General features: G+C 64.9%; 19 protein-coding genes, 1 tRNA gene and 3 pseudogenes. 14 read left to right on the top strand and 9 right to left on the bottom strand.

What is annotated here, in order from left to right:
- Window positions 1-2: 2 nt before the first annotated feature.
- Entirely contained in the window at window positions 3-407 is a 405-nt protein-coding gene (locus Q8N40_RS19615) for an organic hydroperoxide resistance protein (RefSeq protein WP_305712981.1), read from the bottom strand.
- Here Q8N40_RS19615 and Q8N40_RS19610 point away from each other — a divergent pair.
- A pseudogene (locus Q8N40_RS19610) lies at window positions 357-656 on the top strand (MarR family transcriptional regulator); the annotation flags it as partial. The gene Q8N40_RS19615 and the pseudogene Q8N40_RS19610 sit on opposite strands and share 51 nt — an antisense overlap.
- 31 nt (window positions 657-687) lie before the next feature.
- On the opposite strand, the gene Q8N40_RS19605 reads toward Q8N40_RS19610, so the two are convergent.
- The 3 genes from Q8N40_RS19605 to Q8N40_RS19595 all read right to left on the bottom strand — a co-directional run bounded on the left by Q8N40_RS19605 (window position 688) and on the right by Q8N40_RS19595 (window position 1,683).
- Complete coding sequence (locus tag Q8N40_RS19605) at window positions 688-966, bottom strand: GIY-YIG nuclease family protein (protein ID WP_305712967.1); 279 nt, start codon at window positions 964-966, stop codon at window positions 688-690.
- 150 nt (window positions 967-1,116) lie between these two features.
- Window positions 1,117-1,192, bottom strand: a tRNA-Ala gene (locus tag Q8N40_RS19600).
- Between the two features lie 65 nt (window positions 1,193-1,257).
- The gene (locus tag Q8N40_RS19595; RefSeq protein WP_305319818.1) at window positions 1,258-1,683 is read right to left on the bottom strand and encodes a TIGR02300 family protein; all 426 of its coding nucleotides are present in this window, start codon (window positions 1,681-1,683) and stop codon (window positions 1,258-1,260) included.
- Window positions 1,684-1,829: 146 nt separating this feature from the next.
- On the opposite strand from Q8N40_RS19595, the gene aroA reads away from it, so the two are divergent.
- From aroA to Q8N40_RS19535, 12 genes and pseudogenes are all read left to right on the top strand, one after another.
- The gene (gene aroA / locus Q8N40_RS19590; protein WP_305319817.1) at window positions 1,830-3,167 is read left to right on the top strand and encodes a 3-phosphoshikimate 1-carboxyvinyltransferase; all 1,338 of its coding nucleotides are present in this window, start codon (window positions 1,830-1,832) and stop codon (window positions 3,165-3,167) included.
- Entirely contained in the window at window positions 3,164-3,802 is a 639-nt protein-coding gene (cmk, locus tag Q8N40_RS19585; RefSeq protein ID WP_305319816.1) for a (d)CMP kinase, read from the top strand. The genes aroA and cmk overlap by 4 nt, the downstream gene beginning before the upstream one ends.
- Window positions 3,803-4,049: 247 nt before the next feature.
- Complete coding sequence (gene rpsA / locus Q8N40_RS19580; RefSeq protein WP_305712966.1) at window positions 4,050-5,753, top strand: 30S ribosomal protein S1; 1,704 nt, start codon at window positions 4,050-4,052, stop codon at window positions 5,751-5,753.
- A gap of 325 nt (window positions 5,754-6,078) precedes the next feature.
- On the top strand, window positions 6,079-7,059 hold the full coding sequence (gene sppA / locus Q8N40_RS19575) for a signal peptide peptidase SppA (RefSeq protein ID WP_305318041.1): 981 nt from the start codon (window positions 6,079-6,081) through the stop codon (window positions 7,057-7,059).
- A 171-nt stretch (window positions 7,060-7,230) separates the two neighbouring features.
- The gene (locus Q8N40_RS19570; RefSeq protein ID WP_305318040.1) at window positions 7,231-7,536 is read left to right on the top strand and encodes an integration host factor subunit beta; all 306 of its coding nucleotides are present in this window, start codon (window positions 7,231-7,233) and stop codon (window positions 7,534-7,536) included.
- A gap of 74 nt (window positions 7,537-7,610) precedes the next feature.
- The gene (locus Q8N40_RS19565) at window positions 7,611-8,003 is read left to right on the top strand and encodes a LapA family protein (RefSeq protein ID WP_305318039.1); all 393 of its coding nucleotides are present in this window, start codon (window positions 7,611-7,613) and stop codon (window positions 8,001-8,003) included.
- Between the two features lie 80 nt (window positions 8,004-8,083).
- A pseudogene (locus tag Q8N40_RS19560) lies at window positions 8,084-8,725 on the top strand (phosphoribosylanthranilate isomerase); the annotation flags it as partial.
- A 187-nt stretch (window positions 8,726-8,912) separates the two neighbouring features.
- The gene (gene trpB, locus Q8N40_RS19555) at window positions 8,913-10,130 is read left to right on the top strand and encodes a tryptophan synthase subunit beta (RefSeq protein ID WP_305712965.1); all 1,218 of its coding nucleotides are present in this window, start codon (window positions 8,913-8,915) and stop codon (window positions 10,128-10,130) included.
- Window positions 10,131-10,185: 55 nt separating this feature from the next.
- Window positions 10,186-11,022, top strand: a complete 837-nt coding sequence (gene trpA / locus Q8N40_RS19550) for a tryptophan synthase subunit alpha (RefSeq protein WP_305712964.1) — start codon at window positions 10,186-10,188, stop codon at window positions 11,020-11,022.
- A gap of 166 nt (window positions 11,023-11,188) precedes the next feature.
- Complete coding sequence (gene accD, locus Q8N40_RS19545) at window positions 11,189-12,130, top strand: acetyl-CoA carboxylase, carboxyltransferase subunit beta (protein WP_305712963.1); 942 nt, start codon at window positions 11,189-11,191, stop codon at window positions 12,128-12,130.
- Entirely contained in the window at window positions 12,127-13,470 is a 1,344-nt protein-coding gene (locus Q8N40_RS19540; protein WP_305319958.1) for a folylpolyglutamate synthase/dihydrofolate synthase family protein, read from the top strand. Before accD ends, Q8N40_RS19540 begins: the two co-directional genes overlap by 4 nt.
- A gap of 18 nt (window positions 13,471-13,488) precedes the next feature.
- Window positions 13,489-14,235 (top strand): metallophosphoesterase, encoded by a 747-nt coding sequence (locus Q8N40_RS19535; protein ID WP_305712962.1) that lies wholly within the window; start codon window positions 13,489-13,491, stop codon window positions 14,233-14,235.
- Window positions 14,236-14,255: 20 nt separating this feature from the next.
- On the opposite strand, the gene Q8N40_RS19530 is transcribed toward Q8N40_RS19535, so the two are convergent.
- Window positions 14,256-14,849, bottom strand: coding sequence for a mobile mystery protein B (locus tag Q8N40_RS19530; protein WP_305712961.1), 594 nt, complete (start codon window positions 14,847-14,849; stop codon window positions 14,256-14,258).
- Window positions 14,846-15,307: a mobile mystery protein A gene (locus Q8N40_RS19525; RefSeq protein ID WP_305319961.1), complete on the bottom strand. Its 462-nt coding sequence runs from the start codon at window positions 15,305-15,307 to the stop codon at window positions 14,846-14,848. Before Q8N40_RS19525 ends, Q8N40_RS19530 begins: the two co-directional genes overlap by 4 nt.
- A gap of 149 nt (window positions 15,308-15,456) precedes the next feature.
- Between Q8N40_RS19525 and Q8N40_RS19520 the strand changes: the two genes are divergently transcribed.
- Complete coding sequence (locus tag Q8N40_RS19520) at window positions 15,457-15,675, top strand: hypothetical protein (protein ID WP_305319962.1); 219 nt, start codon at window positions 15,457-15,459, stop codon at window positions 15,673-15,675.
- A gap of 179 nt (window positions 15,676-15,854) precedes the next feature.
- On the opposite strand, the gene trxA is transcribed toward Q8N40_RS19520, so the two are convergent.
- The 3 genes and pseudogenes from trxA to Q8N40_RS19505 all read right to left on the bottom strand — a co-directional run.
- Window positions 15,855-16,175, bottom strand: a complete 321-nt coding sequence (gene trxA, locus Q8N40_RS19515) for a thioredoxin (RefSeq protein WP_016847387.1) — start codon at window positions 16,173-16,175, stop codon at window positions 15,855-15,857.
- Between the two features lie 65 nt (window positions 16,176-16,240).
- Window positions 16,241-19,772: pseudogene (gene addA, locus Q8N40_RS19510) on the bottom strand (double-strand break repair helicase AddA).
- Window positions 19,766-20,563: PD-(D/E)XK nuclease family protein (locus Q8N40_RS19505; RefSeq protein WP_305712960.1), on the bottom strand; the 798-nt coding region annotated here is incomplete at its 5' end. The gene Q8N40_RS19505 and the pseudogene addA, both read right to left, overlap by 7 nt.

Below are 20,563 nucleotides of genomic sequence, written 5' to 3'. Positions count from 1 at the left end.
AGTTACGCGACCTTCAGGCGCACATCGACATTGCCGCGGGTGGCGTTGGAATAGGGGCACACCTGGTGCGCCTTCGCCACCAGCGCCTCGGCTTCCGCGCGCGAAACGCCGGGCAGCGAGATTTCGAGGTCGATGTCGAGGCCGAAACCGCCGGCCGCGCGCGGTCCGATGCCGACCGTCGAGGTCACCGACGCATCGGCGGGCACCTTCGGGCCGCCCTGGGAAGCGACGAACTTCATCGCGCCGATGAAGCAGGCGGCATAGCCGGCGGCGAAAAGCTGCTCGGGATTATTGCCGGCGCCGCCGCCGCCGCCCAGTTCCTTCGGGTTAGCGAGCTTGACGTCGAGCGCGCCGTCCAGCGTGGCGGCGTCCCGGTCACGGATATCGGCGAACGGCTCATGCTGGATTCCGGCACGCTCACCCCGCTGCTCAAACGGCTGGAAGCGGCGGAATTGGTCAGGCGCACCCGCAGCACCGAAGACGAGCGCCAGGTGCTGATCGCACTGACGCCGAAGGGGCAGGCGCTCAAGGAAAAAGCCAGGGCGGTGCCGCAGGCCATCCTTGCGGCCTCAAATTGCTCGGTCGCCGAGCTGTTGGCGATGAAGAACGAACTGGTGGCGCTGCGCGACCGGCTCAATGTGGTGCTGGGGGAGTAGGCGGGGCGGTCATTCGCGCAGGCCGGTGTTTTCAGCGTACGTTCGGCGCTTCCGACTTCATGGCTGCGCCACTCAGGCGCTTCTTCGCAAAGGCGCGTCCGGAGTGGGATTTGAGATATTTCTCAAATTCCAGTGCCTTGAACTTATCCGGGAAAGCGCAATACCAGACTATCTGCCAAGGCTTGAATTTGGCGGTGTGCGCGGATTTGCCGGCATTATGCTCTGCCAGCCGTCGCTTCAGATCGGCGGTTGCGCCGATGTATTCCTGTTCCGGAGAATTGATGCTGCGGATGATGTAGACGTACCACATGGGCGCTCACATGAAGGTGAGCCTGGATGGTAGATGGTGTCGGGTGGGTACTTCCAGCCCGTCTTCGCCCAAGAGGGCTACGCCGGGCACCACGCTTCGCCCTTCAGGCTCTTGCGTGGCTGCGCCACGCGTAGCCCGAAGGGCGAAGCGTGGTGGAGCCAGGCGGGATCGAACCGCCGACCTCTTGCATGCCATGCAAGCGCTCTCCCAGCTGAGCTATGGCCCCTTAACTTTCCCGCGTGCCTTGGGCGACTCGCGGGGAAAAACCCTGAACACAGTTCAGGGTCGATCTCAAGTCTCTTCGTCGCTGCCGACGTCGCCGATGATGTCGGTGACGTCCTCGTCGCCTTCTTCCTCGTCGGCGATGAAGGTCGAATCGTCATCATCGTCGTCTTCGATGGTCTCGTCGATCTCGATGTCGTCCTCGGACTCCGGAACGGCGGCCTTCACCTTGCCGGTATTTTCCTCGGCATCGGCCTCCTCGAGCGGCACCAATTCTTCGGCTTCGGCGGGCTCCACAGCTTCGGCGGCTGAAGCGGCGGATGCGGCTGCAGCGGCGCGCGCCGCGGCGTCGGCACGGGTCCGGGGCGGCGGAATCGGCGCGATCGGCACCACCTCGCCGGTGTAGGGTGAGATCACCGGGTTCTTGTTGAGGTCGTAAAACTTCTTACCCGTCGTCGGGCAAATGCGTTTGGTTCCGAGATCGGATTTGGCCACGTGGGGAGTCCTGGGAATTTGTCGAAAAACGGTGCTTCACTTGGCTAGTTGACGCGGCCCTGTCAATAGCGCTGTGCGGGCATTCCGACGGCGGCGTGACGCGGCGCGGGTCATGTGGTACCTGCGCCCGCGCAGAGGACACAATCTTGACCCAATCTGACCAGCCCACGCCGCTTGAATCCCGCGCCAGCGGTCCCCTGACCGGGAAAGTCCGCGTTCCCGGCGACAAATCGATTTCGCACCGGGCCCTGATTCTGGGCGCACTGGCGGTCGGCGAAACCCGGATTTCCGGCCTGCTCGAGGGCGAAGACGTACTCAACACCGCCAAATCGATGCGGGCGCTGGGCGCAAGAGTGGAACGGACCGGCCCGTTTGCGTGGGTTGTGCGCGGGGTTGGCGTGGCCGGGTTCGCGCAGCCGCAAGCGCCGCTCGATTTCGGCAATTCCGGCACCGGCTGCCGGCTGGTGATGGGAGCGGTCGCCGGCAGCCCGATCACGGCGATCTTCGACGGCGACGCCTCGCTGCGCTCGCGGCCGATGCGGCGGATACTCGATCCGCTGGGCCTGATGGGCGCCACCGTCGGCAGCAGCGGGGAAGGCGGCCGCCTGCCGCTGACCCTCACCGGCGCGCGCGATCCGCTGCCGATCCTGTACCGCACCCCGGTGGCCTCGGCCCAGATCAAGTCCGCGGTGCTGCTGGCGGGGCTGGCCGCGCCGGGAATCACCACCGTGATCGAGACCGAAGCCAGCCGCGACCACACCGAACTGATGCTGAAGCACTTTGGGGCGGAGATCGTCTCAACGCCTGAGGGCGGCCACGGCCGCAAGATCGCGCTGACAGGCCAGCCGGAGCTGCACGGCGCCGGTGTCGTGGTGCCGGCGGACCCGTCGTCGGCGGCGTTCCCGATCGTGGCGGCCCTGATCGTCGAGGGCTCGGATCTCATTCTGTCCGACGTCATGACCAATCCGCTGCGCACCGGCCTGTTTACGACGCTGCGCGAGATGGGCGCGTCGATCGAGGAAAGCGAGGTTCGCGGCGACGCCGGCGAGCCGATGGCCCGGTTCCGGGTCCGCGCCTCGAAACTGCGTGGCGTCGAGGTGCCGCCGGAGCGCGCGCCCTCGATGATCGACGAATATCTGGTGCTGGCGGTGGCGGCCGCCTTCGCCGAAGGCACCACCATCATGCGCGGCCTGCAGGAACTGCGGGTCAAGGAATCCGACCGGCTGGAAGCCACCGCCGCCATGCTGCGCGTCAACGGCGTCCAGGTCGAGATCGTGGGCGATGATCTGATTGTCGAAGGCAAGGGCCATGTGCCCGGCGGCGGCCTGGTCGCCACCCACATGGATCACCGCATCGCGATGTCGGCGCTGGTGATGGGGCTTGCCTCCGACAAGCCGGTCAAGGTCGACGACACCGCCTTCATCGCCACCAGCTTTCCGGATTTCATCCCGATGATGCGCGGGCTTGGCGCGGAGTTCTCATGATCATCGCCATCGACGGACCCGCAGCCTCGGGCAAGGGCACGCTCGGCAAACGGCTCGCCCATCATTACCACTACCGTCATCTTGATACCGGCGTGATCTACCGCGCGGTGGCCAAGGCCCTGCTGGATGCCGGCGCCGACCTCACCGACGAGAACCTCGCGGTCGCCGCCGCGCTGGAACTCGATCCCGAAAAGTTCGGAAATCCGGCTTTAAAAACCCAATTGGTGGGCGAGGCCGCCTCGGTCGTCTCGGCCATCCCCAGGGTGCGGGAAGCATTGATCAATTTTCAGCGGCAGTTCGCGGCCGATCCGCCCGGCGCGGTGCTCGATGGCCGCGATATCGGCACCGTGATCTGCCCGCATGCCGACGTGAAGATTTTCGTCATCGCCGACCCCAGAGTCCGGGCCCGGCGCCGGACCCTGGAAGCGCTGGCGCGAGGCGAACCCGCCGACGAGGCCGCGGTGCTGGCGGATATCCTCAGGCGCGACGAGCGCGACCAGAACCGGGCCGCGGCGCCTCTGAAAGCGGCCGCGGATGCACACTTGCTCGATAACTCGCATTTGGATATAGAAAGCGGCGTCCGGGCCGCCATCGACATTGTCGAGGCCGTCCGAGCGGGCCGGCATCGGGTTTGAGTGCTCCTCAAACGAAACCGCTGCCGTCATTGGAGGAAAGCCCGCTCCAGGTCTTGAACATCGATCCCGAGGCCGCTTGCCTCGTTCAGGTTCCGGATAATCAACGTATCGAACGTGCAGGCATGCTGCCGGCCCGCTCTCGCGATTTTTTGCGGGGCGGTCGTCAGGGTTTGCGGAACCCTGACACTTCACCTTCCGATACGCCCTTTAACCCGAATGGCCGGCGATACCCGCATCTGGAGAACAAATGGCTTCGACTGCTACTTCCTATAACCCTTCCCGCGACGATTTCGCCGCGATGCTCGATGAATCCTTTGCCGGCGGCAATCTGCAGGAAAGCTCCGTCATCAAGGGCATCGTTGTTGCGATCGAGAAGGACATGGCCGTCATCGACGTCGGCCTGAAGACCGAAGGCCGCGTGGCGCTGCGTGAATTCGCGGGGCCCGGCAAGGAAAGCGAACTCAAGGTAGGCGACGAGGTCGAGGTGTTCCTCGACCGCATCGAGAATGCGCTCGGCGAAGCCGTGCTGTCGCGCGACAAGGCGCGCCGCGAGGAGAGCTGGGGCAAGCTCGAGAAGGCCTTCAACAACAACGAGAAGGTTCACGGCGTCATCTTCAACCAGGTCAAGGGCGGCTTCACCGTCGACCTCGACGGCGCGGTGGCCTTCCTGCCGCGCTCGCAGGTCGACATCCGCCCGATCCGCGACGTCGCGCCGCTGATGAACAATTCGCAGCCGTTCCAGATTCTCAAGATGGATCGCCGCCGCGGCAACATCGTGGTGTCGCGCCGCACGGTTCTCGAAGAGACCCGCGCCGAACAGCGCCAGGAACTGGTGCAGAACCTCGAAGAGGGCCAGGTCATCGACGGCGTCGTCAAGAACATCACCGATTACGGTGCGTTCGTCGACCTCGGCGGCATCGACGGCCTGCTGCACGTCACCGACATCGCCTGGCGCCGGGTCAATCACCCGACCGAAGTGCTCACCATCGGCCAGACCGTCAAGGTCAAGATCATCAAGATCAACCACGAGACCCACCGCATTTCGCTCGGCATGAAGCAGTTGCTGGACGATCCGTGGCAGGGCATCGAGGCCAAGTATCCGCTCAATGCGCGCTTCACCGGCCGCGTCACCAACATCACCGACTACGGCGCGTTCGTCGAACTGGAGCCGGGCATCGAAGGCCTGATCCACGTCTCGGAAATGTCGTGGACCAAGAAGAACATGCATCCCGGCAAGATCGTTTCGACCTCGCAGGAAGTCGAAGTGCAGGTTCTCGAGGTCGATTCGGTCAAGCGCCGCATTTCGCTCGGCCTCAAGCAGACCATGCGCAATCCCTGGGAAGTGTTCGTCGAGAAGTTCCCGGTCGGCGCCACGGTCGAAGGCGAAGTCAAGAACAAGACCGAGTTCGGCCTGTTCCTGGGTCTCGATGGCGATGTCGACGGCATGGTCCATCTGTCCGACCTCGACTGGAAGCTTCCGGGCGAGCAGGTGATCGACAACTTCAAGAAGGGCGACATGGTCAAGGCCATCGTGCTCGATGTCGATGTCGAAAAGGAGCGCATCTCGCTCGGCGTCAAGCAGCTCGAAGGCGACCCCTTCGCCGAGCCGGGCGACGTCAAGAAGGGCGCGGTCGTGACCTGCGAAGTGCTGGAAGTGAAGGAAAGCGGCATCGAGGTGAAGATCGCCGGCACCGACTTCAATACCTTCATCAAGCGGTCCGAACTGGCGCGTGAGCGTTCAGATCAGCGCGCCGAGCGTTTCGCCGTCGGCGAAAAGGTCGATGCGCGGGTGATCCAGTTCGACAAGAAGGCCCGCAAGGTGCAGGTTTCGATCAAGGCGCTGGAAGTCGCCGAAGAGAAGGAAGCCATCGCGCAATACGGCTCCTCCGATTCGGGGGCGACGCTGGGCGACATTCTCGGCACCGCGCTCAAGCAGCGTACCGACAAGTAAGTTCCGCTTGTTCGTTTCCGATCAATCGGGCCCCGGTTTCGACCGGGGCCCTTTTTTGTATCCACGGTGTCGTCCCGGCCAAGCGAGCCCTTGCGAGCGCGAGCCGGGATCCATACGCCGTGTCCTGTCGATACGGACGCCGTGGCAGACGCCTACTGCGACAATTGCTGCCGCGGAGTATGGGTTCCGGCGTCCGCCGGAACGACGACGGGGCCTTGTTTTCTTCATATTGCATCGCAATTGATGTAATTGAGGCACGATATATTAGGGCTGCGCGGAGAATACCGTGCGGCCCCTCAACGACTGCTCGCTGGGAGAATTCTCGATGTCGCTTGATTCAGACGTGATCGTCGATCGCCGCCGGATTCGCCGCAAGCTGACGTTCTGGCGAGTGCTCGCAGCCCTGGTCGTGATCGCGGCCATCGTCACGGTTGCGGTGGTGGCGACGCCGGCCGGCCGCGGCGCGTTCACCACGTCGGGCTCGATCGCACGGGTCAAGATCGATGGCCTGATTCGCAGCGACAGTGGACGCGTCGAGGCGCTGGAGCGGCTGGAAAAATCCAGCGCCGCGGCCGTCGTCGTGCATATCAATTCACCCGGCGGCACCACCGCCGGCTCCGAGCAACTCTACGACGCGCTGGTGCGCCTGAAGGCGAAGAAGCCGGTGGTGGTGGTGGTCGAGGGACTGGCGGCATCCGGCGGCTACATCACCGCGATCGCGGCCGATCACATCGTGGCGCAGCAAAGCTCGCTGGTTGGCTCGATCGGTGTGCTGTTCCAGTATCCGAATTTCAGCGAGTTGATGAAAACCGTCGGCATCAAGGTCGAGGAGGTGAAATCCTCGCCGCTGAAAGCCGCGCCCAACGGATTTGAGCCGACCAGTCCGGAAGCGCGCGCTGCACTGGATTCGCTGGTCAAGGATTCCTACGCCTGGTTCCGCGGCCTCGTGAAGCAACGGCGCGGCATGGACGATGCCTTGCTTGAAAAAGTCGCGGACGGGCGGATCTTCACCGGCCGCCAGGCGGTCGAACTCAGGCTGGTCGATGCGCTCGGCGACGAGAAGACCGCCATTGCCTGGCTGGTTGCCCAGAAAAACGTCAAGCCCGATTTGCCGGTGCGCGACTTCAAGCTGACACCGCGACTCGGCGATCTGACTTTTTTGCGAACGGCGGCCTCTTTTACGCTGGACGCGCTGGGGTTGAGCGTGATCGCGCGTCAGGTCGAGCATGCCGGCCTGGTCCAGGCCGTCGATCGCCTCGGTCTCGACGGAATGCTGGCATTGTGGCAACCCGCGGGGGCCAATTGATCACCCTCGGTCGGGTGCCGGCCCCGTTTCCCGCACTGCGGGTATCCTCGCAATCCTGAATCCGGCCGTTTGTCACGCCCTTTCGCGAGGCCCAAATTCGATTTAGCGGCTTGACAGTTCAAGGCATTTTCACGGAAATGCATTTCCGCATGTTCCCGGGTCCCAATCTCGATGATCAAATCCGAACTTGTTCAGCGTATCGCCGAGCACAACCCGCACCTCTACCAGCGGGATGTCGAGAATATCGTGAACGCGATCCTCGATGAGATCGTGGCAGCCCTGGCGCGCGGCGACCGGGTCGAGCTGCGCGGGTTCGGCGCGTTCTCGGTCAAGCATCGCCCCGCCCGCGCCGGACGCAATCCGCGCACCGGGGCACACGTGCCGGTCGATCAGAAGAGCGTTCCGTTTTTCAAGACCGGCAAGGAAATGCGCGAACGGCTGAACCGCGACGGCGCGGCTCCCGAGGCCGGCGCCTAGGCGTCGCGTACCGGCACTCAGTCCGCCGAGGGTGCGGGAGACACAGGCCGCCTCCGTCAACGCGAGAGATGACCATGCGAAAATTCTTCTCCGCTCTGGTGCTGATTCCGCTGGGCCTGTTCTTCGTGATCTTTGCGGTCGCCAATCGCCATCTGGTGACGGTGTCGTTCGATCCGTTCAATTCCGCCTTTCCGACGGTCGCGGTGACGCTGCCGCTGTTCGTGGTCATCATCGTGGTGGCGATCCTTGGCGTGGCGGCGGGCGGCACGGCGACCTGGTTCCGGCAGAGCCACTGGCGGCGTTCCGCGCGCCGGCACGAGGCCGACGCCCGGGCGGCGCGGGCGCAACTGGCCGATCTGCGCGCGAGCGTGACGGCCCCGCGCGGCGATTTGCAGCGGCTTCCCGCGTTGACGCAGGGCGGCGCCTATGGGACCGGCGGGCGAGACAAGCAGGGCGCGACGTTGTAGAACCCGCCCCGTCAGCTTCCTTGCCTGTCCTGTCGCTGGCGCCCGTATCCGTGCCTTGAAAACCGGCCTGCTTTGAAACCATGTCCCTGATCGTCAAAATCTGCGGCCTGTCCACGCGCGAGACGCTCGACGTCGCGCTGCGGGCTGGCGCGGACATGGTCGGATTCGTGTTCTTTCCGCCCTCGCCCCGGCACATCAGCCTGGAAGCCGCGCGCGAACTCGGCCAGCAGGCCAGGGGCCGCGCGACAAAGGTGGCGCTCACGGTCGATGCCGACGACGCCACGCTCGCCAATATCGTCGAGGCGCTGCGGCCGGATATTTTGCAGGTGCATGGCAAGGAGACCGTGGCGCGGCTGCGCGACATCAAGCAGGCCTTCGGATTGCCGGTCATGAAGGCGATGGCGGTGGAGACCGTGGCCGACCTCGCGCCGTTGCCTGGCTATGCCGCGGTCGCCGATCGCATCCTGTTCGATGCCCGCCCGCCCAGGGACGCCACGCGTCCGGGCGGCCTCGGCGCGGTGTTCGACTGGCATGTGCTGGAACATCTCGATCTCAAGCTGCCTTTCATGGTCTCGGGCGGCCTGCATGCCGGCAATGTCGCGGAAGCCGTCCGCGTCACCCGCGCCGGCGGCGTCGATGTGTCCTCCGGCGTCGAGCGCGCCTCCGGCATCAAGGATCCCGAGATGATCCGCCATTTCATTCGCGCCGCGCGCGCCACCGAACTTACTTCACCTCTCCCCGTTTACGGGGAGAGGTCGGATCGCGCTTGCGATCCGGGTGAGGGGGACTCACAGCGTTCACATCTGTCACCGAATTTGCCGAAAGAGCCCCTCACCCCAACCCTCTCCCCGCAAGGGCGGGGAGAGGGAGCAGAGGCAGCGCGACGCGCCAACAAGAGTTGATGGTCCGATGAATCCCAATCTTCCGAATTCCTTCCGCAGCGGCCCTGACGACACCGGGCATTTCGGCAATTTCGGCGGCCGCTTCGTCGCGGAAACGCTGATGCCGCTGATCCTCGAGCTGGAAAAGGCCTATGCCGCGGCCAAGGCCGATCCGGCCTTCCACGCCGAAATGAACGGCTACCTCAAGCATTATGTCGGGCGGCCGTCGCCGCTTTACTTCGCCGAGCGCCTGACCGGGCATCTTGGCGGCGCCAAGATCTATTTCAAGCGCGAGGAGCTCAACCACACCGGCTCGCACAAGGTCAACAATGTGCTCGGCCAGATCATGGTGGCGCGGCGGATGGGCAAGAAGCGCATCATCGCCGAGACCGGCGCCGGCCAGCACGGTGTCGCCACCGCCACTTTGTGCGCGCGGTTCGGGCTCGAATGCATCGTCTATATGGGCGCGGTCGACGTCGCGCGTCAGGCGCCCAACGTATTCCGGATGGAGACGCTGGGCGCCAGGGTCATCCCGGTGCAGTCGGGCACGCGCACGCTGAAGGACGCGATGAATGAGGCGCTGCGCGACTGGGTCACCAACGTGCATGATACGTTTTACTGCATCGGCACCGTCGCCGGCCCGCATCCCTATCCGATGATGGTGCGCGACTTCCAGTCGATCATCGGCGTCGAGACCCGCGCCCAGATGCAGGAAGCCGAGGGCCGGCTGCCGGATTCGCTGGTCGCCTGCATCGGCGGCGGCTCCAATGCCATCGGCTTGTTTCATCCGTTTCTCGATGATCCCGGCGTCGAGATCTTCGGCGTGGAGGCGGCGGGTCACGGCCTGACGCAGCTGCACGCGGCCTCGATCGCGGGCGGCAGGGCCGGCGTGCTGCACGGCAACCGCACTTATTTGCTGATGGACGATGACGGCCAGATCCAGGACGCGCATTCGATTTCGGCGGGACTGGACTATCCCGGCATCGGCCCGGAGCATTCCTGGCTCTACGAGACCAAGCGCGTCACCTATCTCAGCGCCACCGACGACGAGGCGCTGGCCGCGTTCCAGCTGCTGTCGCGGCAGGAAGGTATCATCCCCGCGCTGGAAACGGCGCACGCCATCGCCAAGGTGATGGAGCTCGCGCCGAAGCGGCCTCGGGATCACCTGATGGTGGTCAACCTCTCCGGCCGCGGCGACAAGGACATTCCGCAAGTGGCGGAGATTTTGAAGGGCCAGAAGATATGATCGCTTCTTGCATCGGTCTCTCACACGGCGCGCTGCGCGGTTTTGGAACTCGATCATGACCACCCGCATCGACACCCGCTTCGCCGAGCTGAAAAGGCAGGGCCGTTCGGCCTTTGTCACCTTCCTGATGGCCGGCGATCCCGATCCCGCGACCGCGCTCGAGATCATCACGGCGCTGCCGAAAGCCGGCGCCGACATCATCGAGATCGGCATGCCCTTTACCGATCCGATGGCGGATGGTCCGTCGATTCAGGCGGCGGGCCTGCGTGCGCTGAAGGCCGGCATGACGCTGAAGAAAACGCTGGCGATGGTCGGCGAGTTTCGCAAAGGCGACAACGCGACGCCGCTGGTGCTGATGGGTTACTACAATCCGATCTACATCTACGGCGTCGACAAGTTTCTCGTCGACGCGAAATCCGCCGGGGTCGACGGGCTGATCATCGTCGACCTGCCGCCGGAGGAAGACGCCGAATTGTGCCTGCCGGCGATGAAGGCGGGACTGAATTTCATCCGGCTGGCGACGCCGACCACCGATGACAGGCGGCTGCCCGCGGTGCTCGCCAACACTTCCGGCTTTGTCTATTACGTCTCGATCACGGGCATCACCGGCAGCGCCAGCGCCGATACCGCCGTGGTCGGCGAAGCCGTCGCCCGCATCAAGCGGCACACCAAATTGCCGGTTTGCGTCGGCTTCGGCATCCGAACCCCGGAGGCCGCCCGCGGCATCGCGGAGACCGCCGATGGCGCCGTGGTCGGCACCGCGCTGGTCGATGCCCTGGCCGGCAGCCTCGATGCCGAGGGCAAGGCGACCGCGAAAACCGTTCGGGCGGTAGCCGATCTGGTGTCCGCTCTGGCCCAAGGGGTCCGGGGAGCCAAGCAGGCCGCCGAATAAGCCACAATTGCGGTGGAGATAGACCTTTAGCGGCGGCTTGCCGGGGAATGCCCGCACCGCCATATAATCCAGGCAGTGCGTCCCATAGCGTTTTCAAGCGAAGTGGGTACCGGTTCGCGTCAAGAAAACGCGTCAAAACGATAGAGACCGCATTTCGGAGCGAAGCATGAATTGGCTCACCAACGTCGTCCGGCCGAAGATCCGCAACATCCTGCGTCGCGAGACGCCGGAGAATCTGTGGATCAAGTGCCCGGATTCCGGCCAGCTGGTGTTCTACAAGGACGTCGAGGCCAACCAGTTCGTGATCCCCGGCTCGAACTACCACATGCGCATGGGCGCGGTGGCGCGGCTGAAATCGGTGTTCGACAACGAGACCTGGTTCGACGTGGCGCTGCCCGAGGTGACGGCCGATCCCCTGAAATTCCGCGACGAGCGCAAATATGCCGACCGCATCAAGGATGCGCGCGCCCGGACCGGCCTGAACGACGCCATCAAGGTCGGCTACGGCAAGCTCGAGGGCGCCGGTGTCGTGATCGCGGTGCAGGATTTCGATTTCATGGGCGGCTCGCTCGGCATGGCCGCGGGAGAGGCGATCGTGCGCGGGCTCGAACTCGCGGTCGAAAAGAAATCGCCGTTCATCGTGTTCGCGGCCTCCGGCGGCGCCCGCATGCAGGAAGGCATCCTGTCGCTGATGCAGATGCCGCGCACCACCGTCGGCGTGCAGATGCTGCGCGAAACCAAACAGCCCTATATCGTGGTGTTGACCAACCCGACCACCGGCGGCGTCACCGCCTCCTATGCCATGCTGGGCGACGTGCAGATCGCCGAGCCCGGCGCGCTGATCGGCTTTGCCGGCGCGCGCGTGATCGAGCAGACCATCCGCGAGAAATTGCCGGAAGGGTTTCAGCGCGCCGAATATCTGAAAGACCACGGCATGGTCGACATGGTGGTGCATCGCCATGACCTTCGCCCGACGCTGGCGCGGCTGTGCCGGCTGCTGACGAAAGCGCCGGCGGTGGAAACCGCCGCGAGGCCCGCAACCCCCGTGATCGAGCCCGCCCAGATCGCCTCCGGTGCGGATGCGGCGCCGGCAGCACCCCAGGCGTGAACGCACAAGCGGCCAGACGGGGTCAGCCGCTCGGCGAATTGATCGCGCGGCTGTCCGCACTGCATCCCAACCGCATCGATCTTGGTCTGGAGCGGATGCAGCTGCTGCTGCAGCGGCTCGGCCATCCCGAACGCAATCTGCCGCCGGTGATTCATGTCGCCGGCACCAATGGCAAGGGTTCGACGATCGCCTATTTGCGCGCGATCCTGGAAGCCGCCCACCTGCGCGTTCACGTCTACACTTCGCCCTCCCTGGTGCGGATCAACGAATGCTTTCGCCTCGGCGCAGCCGGCGGGGGCGCGCTGGTCGGCGACGAAGAACTGCGCGCGGTGCTGGAGCATTGCGAGCAGGCCAATGCCGGCGCGCCCATCACCTTTTTCGAAATCCAAACCGCGGCGGCGTTCTGCCTGTTCGCGCAGCATCCGGCCGATTTGGTGCTGCTGGAAGTCGGCCTCGGCGGCCGGCTCGACGCCACCAATGTGATCGAGTCGCCGCTGGTGACCGTGATCGCGCCTGTCAGCCTGGACCACACCGAGTTTCTCGGCGACACGCTGACGACGATCGCCGGGGAAAAGGCCGCCATCATCAAGCGCCACGTGCCGGTGATCTGCGCGGAGCAATCGCCCGACGCCGCCACCATCATCGAGGCGCAGGCCAGGCGCATGCACGCGCCGCTGTATAGCGCGGGGCAGGAGTGGCATGTCGGGGTCGAGCGCGGGCGACTGGTCTATCAGGATGAACGCGGGTTGATGGATTTGGCGGCGCCAAAATTGTTCGGACGGCATCAGTTCGACAATGCCGGGCTCGCCATCGCCACGTTGCGCGCGCTGGATACATTGAAGGTCGACAGCGCAGCGTTCGAGGCCGGCATCGTCAGCGCCGAATGGCCGGCGCGGATGCAGCGGCTGGCGTCCGGCGCGCTGGTCGACCAGGCGCCGCCGGGCTGCGAGGTCTGGCTCGACGGCGGACACAATGCCGAGGGCGGACGCGTGGTCGCTGATGCGCTCGGCGATCTCGAAGAGCGGGTATCGCGGCCGCTGGTGGTGATAACAGGCATGATGGCCAACAAGGATGCCGGCGCGTTTCTCGCCAATTTCGCCGGCCTCACCCGCCACATCATCGCGGTGCCGATTCCGGGTGTCGACAACGCGATGTCGCCTGACCGGCTGGCGGACGCCGCCCGCGCGCTCGGGATGCGGGTGGAAACTCTGGGCGGTGTCGAGGCCGCCTTGCGCTCGCTGGCGCGGCTGGCCTATGAGGTGCCGCCGCGTATCCTGATCACGGGATCGCTGTATCTGGCAGGACACGTGCTTGAGGCCAACGGCACCCCGCCGGGCTAGACCCGAACAGGAGCAGCCATGCGCTTTGCCGCGATCGCCGATGTGCACGGAAACCATCTCGCCCTCGAAGCTGTCATCGCCGATATCCGCGTCCAGGGCATCGATGCGATCGTCAACCTCGGCGACATGGCCAGCAGCCCGCTCGAAGCGGGGCGGACGATGGATGCGCTGATGGCGCTCGACGCCGTCCATGTGCTGGGCAATCACGACCGCTGTCTGATCGACCGGCCGCCGGAGCGGATGGGATCGTGGGACCGGCCCGCCTACGCGCAGCTTAACGAGAAACATCTCGCCTGGTTGCGGACCATCCCACCGACGCGAATCTTCCGCGATCAGGTGTTTCTCTGCCACGCCACGCCCGGCAATGACGATCTCTACTGGCTGGAGACGGTAATGCCCGACGGCTCGGTCACGCTGTCGGCGCTGGATGCCATCGAGAAGGAAGCGGAAGGCATTTCGCAGTCGCTTGTTCTGTGCGCCCATACCCATATCGCGCGCGCGGTCCGGCTCAGCGACGGCCGCATGGTGGTCAATCCCGGCAGTGTCGGCGTTCCCGGCTTTTCCTACAACGTGCCCTATCCGCATCTGATCGAGGCCGGCACGCCGGATGCGCGCTACGCGGTGCTGGAACTGGTCGACGGCGCATGGCACGTCACCTTCCGGCATGTGCCCTACGATCACGAAGCGATGGCCGCGCTGGCGCGCCGCAACGGCTATCCCGAATTCGCCTCCGCGCTGGCGACGGGGTGGGTACGAGCCCGCTAACGCGCTCGGCGCATCCTTCGTTATGACCGCATGAAAGCCAGTAGCGGCTCGATGTTGTGATGATCCGCTCCTTGAAGAGCCGCTACATACCGATCCCGCAATGTTCCTGCGTCTGCGAGAGTTCCGCCTCCCCAGCTAAAGGCTGTGCCGCCGAGCCGTTCGATGAACAGATCCGCCATCATGCGCGCGTGACGGCCATTGCCATTTGGAAAAGCGTGTATCTGCGTCAGGCGGTGATGCAGGCGGGCCGCGATTTCGTCGGGCGCATAGGTATTGTGCTCGACCCAATAGCGCGCGTCGTCGAGCATCGCCGGTATCTGTGCGACGATAAGGTGTGGCGCTATGCCGATATTGAGTTCGCCCTTCCGGTAGGCTCCCGCCCATTTCCAGACCTCGCCGAACATTTGCTTGTGCAGCGTCTTGACGAAATGCTCGGTCAGAAGATCGGCGGCCTCGCCGCGACGACGGCGGCCCCAGGTCGCGCCCCTTACGATATTTTCCTCTTCGGCTTCGTTCAGGTCGGCGCGGCTGGTGATCCAGCTTTGCAGCAGGTCGCCGCGCAGTGCGGGATCGAGCGGCGTTGCATCGTCAGGCTCCTGGAAGAGATCCGTCACGGCTCGTTCCACAGATCGCGATCCCTAAGCACGTCGCGGACATGCGTCTCGATGCGCGCTTCGAGATTGGCGCCGTCGGTGCCTTGCGCTTCCAGCTTCATCGTATGGGCGACACGCCCCAGTTCGCGAATGGCAATCTTGCGCGCGCGTGCACGCATGACGTCGTCAAGCGACGTGTTCGGTACGAGGGCGTAGACCAGCGTGCAATCGAGCGCTTCCGCCGCGCGGCGTAACGTCTTGAGCTGGATTGAACCGTTCGCTTCGGATTTTTCCAGTGCGCTGACGCTTTGGGGCCGGATTTGGAGCCGCTGGGCGAACTGGACACCTGTCATGCCGAGAGCATCGCGGATAGCGCGGACCCAGCCTTTCGGGGGGACGCCAAATCTGTCTGCGGGCTTGAGCGCCGACAAGCGTTCATCGAGGCGTTTACGGCCACGTTGGCGGGCATCATCTTTCATGGTTCAGCCTGATCAGAGGTTGGGTGCTCAGCTCATAGACTTCAGTACCATTTATATTATCATGCTTCAATATGATTATTCCTATACTAGAAACATGCTATAATATGATTCTGGGGGCCGTGAAAGGCGAAGCGACAGCCGATCTGCCAATGTATGACTATGACGCACATGACCGCCGCCTGAAAACGGCGGGGTCGCAGGGCTGGGCGGGAGATCAGCACGAACGCAATTTTGCGCGCCCGGCCGCGACGCTGGAGCGGCTGGAACGCGATCACTTTCCCAAGCCGCCGGCACGGGTGCTCGAACTCGGTTGCGGCAATGGCATGTCGTCGTCGTCGTACTGGATGGCCGGCCCCATCGGACGCTGAAGCCGCTGGATGATCTGGCGCGTGAGTTGACCGATGCAGGCTTCGACGTGCGAGACACCCGCCTCAACATCAATCCAAGGTGGGATCACGTGACCATGACCGCCGGATGGCACGCGGCAAAACGCAAACGGCCGGCGAGGCGCCGGCCGTCAAAATCAGATGAATGCGTAAGACGCAGCTCAGACCGCAGCCGTGATCCACTGCTGCAGCTTGGCCTTCGGCGCGGCGCCGACCTGGCGCGAGGCCATCTCGCCGCCCTTGAAGATCATCAAGGTCGGGATCGACATCACGCCGTATTTCGAGGCCGTCTTCGGGCTCTCGTCGACGTTCAGCTTGACGATCTTGACCTTGTCGCCCATCGCGCCGGAAATCTCGTCGAGCGCGGGCGCGATCATGCGACAGGGACCGCACCATTCGGCCCAGAAATCGACCACGACCGGTCCGGTCGCCTTGAGCACTTCGGCTTCGAAATCGGCGTCAGAAACCTTGCCAACGGCCATGGGAATACCTCGTTCGGGTTGGGGAAGATGCGGGATAAGAATCGCCGCCGGATCATGCAGTCAACCTATGAACGCGGTCTTGCCGGGTCAAGCTCGCTCATCCCTTTGGATTACGGTTGCCAGTTGCGCGTCCAGCGCAGGAGTAGAAATCTCCATCAATTCAGGGGTTTCGGTCCAAAGCAGCGCCGCGCGGACCGGCAACCGGGGATAAAGCTTCTGCAATACCGCCCGGTAGAGCGCAAGCTGCCTGACATAGCCGGCGGGAGCTCCGGCCAAGGCTGCCGGCGGGGCGTGATTCGTCTTGTAATCGACGATCAGGACCTCGGCCGGGGTCACCACCAGCCGGTCGATCTGCCCCGAAACCAGCGCCGGCGGCCGTCCAGGCCGCTCCAGCCTTCCGGCAATCGAGACCTCGGTCCGGCTGCCGGGCGCGAATACCGGGGCAAAGCGCAGATCCTCGATCAGGGCCAGCATGCTTTTCGCGAGGGCCTCGCGCTCACCTTCGCTCCAGCCTCCGGCGTTGCGGGCGAGATACCGCAGCGCTGCGTCGCGGCGGCCTTGGGCGGCAACGTCAGGCAGGGATTGCAGCAGCCGGTGCACCAGCGTGCCGCGCAACCGCGCCCGCGCCCGCAACTGGACCGATTCGCCTGATCGGACCGGATGGCCCTCGCCCGTGGCGGGATCGGACGGCCGCAGCAGATTGTCGGCGGCGGGTTCCGCGGGCGCGGCTCCATACAGCCATGATGGCAGTTCAGCCCGTGGACTGGTCGCCGGAGCGGCGGCCCCGGCGATGGGAGCCGTGGCATCCTCGGGCCGCGAATAGCGCTTCACCACCAGGCCGTCGGCGTTCTCGAACTCCTGCAGCTGCAATCCGGAATTGCCGAGGCCCTTGACGATCAGATCGTACCAGGAGAATTCGCGCACGCTCTTCATGTTGCCCGGCATGCAGCCGCCGACGATCAGGCGGTCGGCCGCCCGCGTCATCGCCACGTACAGCAGCCGGCGATACTCGTCCTCGGTCTCGTCAAGCATCGTCGCGCGGGCGGCGGCGACCGCAGCGGGATCGTCGGCCTTCCTGCCGGCCCAGACCACGACGCCGGGCGCGTGAGGTTGCGCATTGCCGCGCGGCAGATGGATCAGCTTGAGGCGCTGGGTATCCGCCGGTGACGAGGTGGTGTCGACCAGGAACACCACCGGCGCTTCCAGCCCCTTGGCGCCGTGCACGGTCATGACGCGGACTTCGTCGCGCGAAATTTCCATATCACGCTTCACTTCGGTGTCGGCGGCGCGCAGCCAGGCCATAAAGCCCTGCAGCGAGGCCGGCGCCTTGCGCTCATAGCCCAGTGCCAGTTCGAGAAATTCGTCGAGCGCGTCGTTGGCCTCATGGCCGAGCCGCTTCAGGATCCGTTTGCGGCCGCCGTCGCCGCCAAGCAGCCAGCCATAGAAGGCAAACGGGGGCTCGGTGGCAAACCGGCGCTCGCAGGCTTCGAGGCGCTTCAACGCGTCGCCGAACTTCCCGTCCGCCGCGGCATGAAGGCTCAGCGCGTTGCGCAGCGATCCCTTGCGCTGCCACGCCAGCGTGAACAGGTCGTCGTCGTCAAGTCCGAACAGCGGGCTCTTCAGCGCCACCGCCAGCGCCAGGTCGTCCTGCGGCAGCAGCAGCGCGTCCGCCAGATTCATCAGGTCGATGATCGCGATATGCTCGGTCAATTTCAGCCGGTCGGCGCCGGCGACCGGGACATTGGCGTGCTTCAGCGCCTGGATCACGGCATCAAAGGCGTTGCCGCGCCGCCGCACCAGCACCAGCACGTCGCCGTAACGCAAGGGCCGGCGCTTGCCGGTGTGGCCGGTCATGGTGCCGCCTTCGACCAGCGACTTGATCTCGGCCTGGATGCGCTTCGAAAGCTTCACTTCCGGCGATGTCGCCGACACTCCGTCGAACGGCGCGCGCCAGCCTTCGATGTCCTGGCGGTCGTCGGCTTCCGCCAGTTCCCAGAGATCGATCAGACTCGGCCCGGCGTCGTCGAGCGAATGGTGGATCGGATAGCCAGTTTCGACCGCATGAATGCTGCCGTAAATCTCCGGGTCGCGGAACACATGATCGACCGATTGCAGGATCGACGGCCCGGAGCGGAACGAATAGGTGAACGAGATCGGATCGAATTTCAGGCCGGCATCCACGAACTTCCGGTGCAGCGATCTGCGGCGGGCGTCGAATTCGCGGGGTGCTGCGCCCTGAAACGAAAAGATCGACTGTTTCTCGTCACCGACCGCGAACACGGTGCGCAAGACGCCGTCGCGCGCGCCCTCGCCGGAGGTGAATTCGGAAATGATGTGGTCGACGATGTCCCATTGCCGCGGGCTGGTGTCCTGTGCCTCGTCGATCAGCACATGGTCGACGCCGCGGTCGAGCTTGTAATGCACCCAGCCGGAGGACACCCGGTCCAGCATTTCCAGCGTCTTGTCGATCAGATCGTCATAATCGAGCAGGCCGCGTTCCTGCTTCTCGCGGCGGTAATTCGCCGCCGCCGCGGTGGCGATATGGAGCAGCGCTGTTGTTCGGTCGCGGGTGGTCAGCGCGCGGCGCCGCTCGATCAGGGCTTCGAGCCGGCCGGCTTCGGCGTCGAACCATTGGGCGAGCTGCGGCCTGGCGTCGCAAAGTTTTTTGGTTAGCACCGATTTGCGCGGCGTGCTGGCGTCGGTGAGGAACACGTCGAGATACCGGTTCACCCGCTCGATGCCGGACAGCAGCAGCGCTTCACGCAGCCGCCCGGCCTGAGCCTGATCGGCGTTGCTGCTGGCGCCAAGAATGGCGGCGACCTCTTGCCACCGCGATCGCGGCAGATGCGGCCCGTCGACAATTTCGCGCTCGACGCTCTCGATATCGTCGTCGGGATCGACGCCGAGCGCGTCGGACACCTGCGCCGCCGCTGTAACGGCCGAGCCGGCGTCGTCGGTCCAGGCCATGAAATGGTCGCGGCTGAGACAGGCCTCGCGCACGACATCCTTGAAGGTGACGTCGGCCGCACTGGCCATCGCCACCGTCAACGCGCGCCCGGTCGGGCTGTCGGGATCGCTGGAGGCGTCGAGCAGCACCGCGAGGTTGGCGCGCTCCATCATCGCGGTCTGGTCGCGGTCGTCGAGCACGGCGAAGCGCGCCGGCACATTGGCCTCGAACGGGAATTGCTGCAGCAGCCGGGTGCACAGCGCGTGAATGGTCTGCACCTTCAGCCCGCCCGGCGTCTCCAGCGCGGAGGCGAACAGTTCGCGGGCACGCATGCGCAGTTTGGCATCGACGCGCCCGATGCCCGCCTCGGCGATCGCGGCATCGAGCGCCCTGTCATCGAGCGTGACCCAGTGGCCGAGGGTGGAGAACACCCGCTCCGCCATGTTGGCGGCGGCGGCCTTGGTGAAGGTGATGCAGAGGATTTTTTCCGGCGGCACATTGCCGAGCAACAGCCGGATCACCCGCTGTACCAGCACATGGGTCTTGCCCGAGCCGGCATTGGCCGAGACGAAGGCGGACGCCGTGGGATCCGAGGCACGCTCCTGCGTGGCACGGACGGCGTCGGGAATGGGGCGCAGCGCGGTCACCATTCCTCGATCTCCATGCCGCCCGCCGCGGACCATTCCTTGATGCGGGCGAGATCGTCGTAAGAGCCATAGCGGCGCGTCCACATTGGCAGATTGAGCGATCTATAGGGCTCGTTCTCGTTCTCGAATTTGAGGATTAATTTCTCCAGCTCTTGCCGCGCATAGTCCGCGGCCACATCGGGCGATTGTGCCTGATCGCTCTTGTTGATCTTCAACTCCAGCGGCTTCGCTTCGCCCGGCGGATTATTTCCGCTGAGCCTGACATAGCCGAGTTCGCTGACCGAGGCGCCCGCCGCAATGCCAGCAAAACCGCCTTCGCGCAGGATCGCCGCCTCCAGCGTCAGTTGCGGCGACAGCCCCATGCGGACCTGCTTGCCGGTCGGCGGCTGACCCGTCTTGTAGTCGAGAATGGCAAAACTGCCGTCATGGTGGCGTTCGATCCGGTCGGCGCGGGCCGACAGGTAAAAGATGCGCGCATTGTCGAGCGGAATCGGGATTTCGCCGCGGATCTCGGCCTCGATGGCGCTGACATCGCCGCGCCGCACGAGTTCCCAGGCCGCGAACCATCCGGCGATCCGGTTGAAGCGCGGCCACCACAGCGCGCGGGCTTCCGGCGGCTCCATCAGCGGCGCAAAATATTTCTCGCCAATGACGCGCAGCGCGCCCGCGGGGTCGGGTGGCAGCGCGGTGGCGTACACTTGCGTGAATTCGCCGAGCGCGTCGTGAATCGCCGAACCGCGGTCGGCGGCCGACAGCGGCATGTCGACGGGATCGAGTGGCGCCAGTTTCAGAAT

It is taken from the genome of Bradyrhizobium sp. (assembly GCF_030693485.1).
GTDB lineage: Bacteria > Pseudomonadota > Alphaproteobacteria > Rhizobiales > Xanthobacteraceae > Bradyrhizobium.
This window is presented reverse-complemented; position numbering and strand designations above follow the sequence as displayed.

Coding starts and splice junctions, on each gene's coding strand:
- Q8N40_RS19605 (WP_305712967.1), bottom strand. CDS start 966: ATGTGGTACGTCTACATCATCCGCAGCATCAATTCTCCGGAACAGGAA.
- cmk (WP_305319816.1), top strand. CDS start 3,164: ATGATCATCGCCATCGACGGACCCGCAGCCTCGGGCAAGGGCACGCTC.
- rpsA (WP_305712966.1), top strand. CDS start 4,050: ATGGCTTCGACTGCTACTTCCTATAACCCTTCCCGCGACGATTTCGCC.
- sppA (WP_305318041.1), top strand. CDS start 6,079: ATGTCGCTTGATTCAGACGTGATCGTCGATCGCCGCCGGATTCGCCGC.
- Q8N40_RS19570 (WP_305318040.1), top strand. CDS start 7,231: ATGATCAAATCCGAACTTGTTCAGCGTATCGCCGAGCACAACCCGCAC.
- Q8N40_RS19565 (WP_305318039.1), top strand. CDS start 7,611: ATGCGAAAATTCTTCTCCGCTCTGGTGCTGATTCCGCTGGGCCTGTTC.
- trpB (WP_305712965.1), top strand. CDS start 8,913: ATGAATCCCAATCTTCCGAATTCCTTCCGCAGCGGCCCTGACGACACC.
- trpA (WP_305712964.1), top strand. CDS start 10,186: ATGACCACCCGCATCGACACCCGCTTCGCCGAGCTGAAAAGGCAGGGC.
- accD (WP_305712963.1), top strand. CDS start 11,189: ATGAATTGGCTCACCAACGTCGTCCGGCCGAAGATCCGCAACATCCTG.
- Q8N40_RS19535 (WP_305712962.1), top strand. CDS start 13,489: ATGCGCTTTGCCGCGATCGCCGATGTGCACGGAAACCATCTCGCCCTC.
- Q8N40_RS19525 (WP_305319961.1), bottom strand. CDS start 15,307: ATGAAAGATGATGCCCGCCAACGTGGCCGTAAACGCCTCGATGAACGC.
- Q8N40_RS19520 (WP_305319962.1), top strand. CDS start 15,457: ATGTATGACTATGACGCACATGACCGCCGCCTGAAAACGGCGGGGTCG.
- trxA (WP_016847387.1), bottom strand. CDS start 16,175: ATGGCCGTTGGCAAGGTTTCTGACGCCGATTTCGAAGCCGAAGTGCTC.